The 3,623-nt window shown below is 26.5% G+C and carries 3 protein-coding genes and 1 pseudogene; all 4 read left to right on the top strand.

Going from position 1 to position 3,623, the window contains the following annotated elements; all coding sequences use genetic code 11:
- Nucleotides 1-197, top strand: a pseudogene (locus AJN64_RS00030) (sugar transferase); the annotation flags it as partial.
- Nucleotides 198-323: 126 nt separating this feature from the next.
- Entirely contained in the window at nt 324-1,835 is a 1,512-nt protein-coding gene (locus AJN64_RS00025; RefSeq protein ID WP_070292514.1) for an amino acid adenylation domain-containing protein, read from the top strand.
- Nucleotides 1,836-1,844: 9 nt separating this feature from the next.
- Nucleotides 1,845-2,066: an acyl carrier protein gene (locus AJN64_RS00020; RefSeq protein ID WP_053872728.1), complete on the top strand. Its 222-nt coding sequence runs from the start codon at nt 1,845-1,847 to the stop codon at nt 2,064-2,066.
- The coding region (locus tag AJN64_RS09595; protein ID WP_261665688.1) for a hypothetical protein at nt 2,066-3,623 on the top strand (1,558 nt) is incomplete at its 3' end. The genes AJN64_RS00020 and AJN64_RS09595, both read left to right, overlap by 1 nt.

The raw sequence follows: 3,623 nt of genomic DNA, 5'->3' as shown, positions 1-3,623 counted from the left end.
AAAATCCAAATTTAGCTTTACCTCCTTTAGAAACTTATCCTGATTATAATGAAGCTTTAAAAGAAAAAGAATGTTTTACTTATAAACTAGGCGAAGCTTTAATGCAGGCTAATAAAAATTGGTATGGGGGGGGGTATATCAAATTTATATTCAAAGATGTTCCTAGGTTGAAGAGGGAATTTGGGAAGAAGGGGTGAAATTTGCAAAAAAATAAGAAAGAGTTAAGTATTTCTTATTTTTTTAAAATTAAAGAATTTTTTAAGCATACATTAACTGGGGGGGGGTATAATCAAATTTTAATTTCACTATAAAGGCTTTCTCCCATGCTCACCCACATCTATAACTTCCTGGAAAAAAGCGTTGAAAATTTTAGTGAAAAAATAGCCTTTGTTGAACCTTTTGCCAAAGAAGGTAAAAAAGAAATCACTTATAAAGAATTTGATCTTTATTCTAAAAAAGTTGCCAGTGAAATTTTAAGAACTTTAGATAATGATACCTTACCTTTACAAAAAGCCATTCTTATTATCTTACCTAAAGGCATTGATTGTTTGATTTCTTTTTTTGGTGTAGCCTTAAGTGGAAACTTTTATACACTCTTAGATGAAAAAAGTCCTAAAGAAAGAATAGAAAAAGTTATAGAAGTTTTAAAACCAAAACTTCTAATTACTTCTAAAGAATTAAAATTAGATTTAAAATTACCTACTCTTTATACACAAGATTTTCAAAGTTTTAATATTGATGAAAATCTAATCACTAAAGCTAAAGAAAACCATATTGATACTAATTTACTTTATGTGCTTTTTACCAGTGGGAGTACTGGAATTCCTAAAGGAGTGAGTATAGCTCATAAGAGTGTGATTGATTATACGTTTTGGTTTTGCGATGAATTTGATATTAATAAAAATGATATTTTAGCCAATCAAGTTCAATTTTATTTTGATGTTTCGGTTTCAGATATTATGGCAACTATATTTAAAGGTGCAACTTTGCACATCATCCCTAATCATATCTTTGCTTTTCCTGCTAAAGTCTTACAATGCTTAGAACAAGAAAAAATAAGTACAATCTTTTGGGTGCCTTCAGTGTTGATTTATTTTGCGAATGAAAAAGGTTTAAAAAAATATCCTTTAAATTTTCTCAAAAAAATACTCTTTGCAGGCGAAATTATGCCTAATAAACAATTAAACATTTGGAGAAAACACTTGCCTCAAAGTTTATTTGCCAATCTTTATGGTCCTACTGAAATCACAATCATTGCTTGTTTTCATATCATCAACCGCCCTTTCAAAGATGATGAACTCTTACCTATAGGTAAAGCTTGTAAAAATACAGAACTTTTAGTCTTTGATGAGAATATGAATTATATAAGTCCTAAAGAAATAGGTAAAAAAGGAGAATTATATATAAGAGGAACTTCTTTATCCTTAGGATATTACAATGATAAAGAAAAAACCAAAAAAGCTTTTATACAAAATCCTTTACATGATAATTATTTAGATTTACTCTATAAAACAGGAGACATTGTTGCTTATAATGAATTTGAAGAATTATTGTGTTATGGAAGAGCTGATAATCAGATCAAATACATGGGTCATAGAATAGAATTAGGAGAAATAGAAAGTATTATTAATTCTCATGATAAAGTAAGAAACTCTGCTTGTATTTTTAAAGAAGAAATTATTTGTTTTTATGAGAGTAAAGAAGAAATTGATTTTAGAATGTTTTTAAAAGATAAATTACCTCTTTATATGATACCTAAACATTTTAAAAGAATTGATAGTTTTAAACTCAATCAAAATGGTAAGATTGATAGAAATTATTATAAAGAACTTTAAGGAGAGAAAATGGAAGAGATTAAACAGTTTTTTAAAGAAATTGGAAAAGAAGATATTAACGAATTTGATGTTGATCTGTTTAGCAGCGGTAGAATTGATAGCTTAGATATAATCAATCTAGTTGGTGAAATCGAAAAATTCTATAAAATAGAATTAGATTTTGAGGATTTAATTCCTGAAAATTTCGAAAATTTTATTAGTATTAAAAAATTAATAGATAAAGCTTTATAATGAATGTTGTTATTCTAGGTTCAAGCCATTCCTATCAACAAGGTATACCATTAGGATTTAAAATGGCTGGGTGGAATGTTGAAAATTTTTCCATAACAGGATCTCCAAGTACTTTTATATTACACAGGATTCATGATATTAGAAAGTTAAAATTTTTTGAAAAAGCCGATTTGGTTATTTGTGAAAGCAATACTGATGATTTCAGAGCAGATTTTGAAATTTCTTGTCAAGATATTAATAAAGCATATCAAAATCTTTATCTACTAAAAAAGAAAATTGTTATTTTATTATTTCAACACGCTGGAATTAGACAGCAAAATAAAATCACAGATAATTTACATATTTATTTAGCAAATTATTACGGATTTAATTTAATTGATCTAAGAATTGAAAGGAAAATATTTTATTTTTTTTCTCACGACAGCGTTCATCTGTATTCTTTTATCCTTAAAAAAATAGGAAAAAACATTGCAAAAAATTTTACTTCTTTAAAATATCCTAAAAAAAATATACCATTAAAACAAACCACACATTTTAAAGTTTGTCACTTAGATGAAATGAAATTTAATAATGAAGTAGCAAAAAAAGAATGGATAAAAACTTGTATTGGTGGGGATTTTCCAATAGTTTTAAAGTTAAAAGATGAGCAAGAGCTCTTTTTTCCGGAAAAATATTACGGATACTATATACATTCAGTATTTGCATGCAATTTAAATCAAATTCTATACTCTTCTTTAACAATAACCGATGGGAAATACAATTTTAATTCTTTATTATTTCCAGGGGGTGCAGTAAAGCGATTTAGTATATTATTGAAAATAAATGAAAATACAAAAATTAAGTGCAATTGCAAATTAAATGGAGAAATGGATAAAAAAGTTCAACCCTGTGAAAAACCAAAAATCAATAAGAATTTAAATTATGTCGGACTTATTTCTTTTTTGCTTGTAAAAGATTATCATAATGAAGATATTGACTTTGAAACTCTAGCCAAAGAAAATATGGAAATTGACAAAGAATATAATTTTAATCACCTTATACCCCCAATGGAATGGTATAAAGAAATTATAGATGAGTATTGCAAAGTAACAGATGCTAGAAAGTTAGCATCCTTAAATACTCAAATATCTAACTTAATTCAAGAAAAGCAAAATCTACAAAATGATTTTCAAGCTCAACTCAACTCCATCCCTATTAAAAAACAACATTTAGAATTAGCTAATTTAGAACAAGACCTAATCATCAAAAAACTAGAAAGTAAAAAATTAGCTAAATCTTTGGGTATAAAAATGAGCATAATAAATCCTAAAATTACTTTTATTCAAGCTAATTCAGCTAAAGCTCGTATACAAAACCACTTATCTTATAAACTAGGACAAACTTTGATAGAAAATTCAAAAAGTATATTAGGATATATAAGAATGCCTTATGTATTATCATATATAAAAGATAAACATAAATTTGAACAAAAAGCCTATGAAGAAAAAATAAAAGAAAATCCAAATTTAGCTTTACCTCCTTTAGAAACTTATCCTGATTATAATGAAGCTTTAAAAG

The sequence above is a fragment of the Campylobacter sp. BCW_4332 genome (assembly GCF_001763175.1).
Taxonomy (GTDB): Bacteria; Campylobacterota; Campylobacteria; order Campylobacterales; family Campylobacteraceae; genus Campylobacter_D; species Campylobacter_D jejuni.
The sequence above is the reverse complement of the archived record's forward strand: the minus strand, read 5'-3'. Positions and strand labels throughout refer to the sequence as shown.

Bases quoted from the DNA above. Each gene is read 5' to 3' on its own strand.
- AJN64_RS00025 (WP_070292514.1), top strand. From the start codon at position 324: ATGCTCACCCACATCTATAACTTCCTGGAAAAAAGCGTTGAAAATTTT.
- AJN64_RS00020 (WP_053872728.1), top strand. From the start codon at position 1,845: ATGGAAGAGATTAAACAGTTTTTTAAAGAAATTGGAAAAGAAGATATT.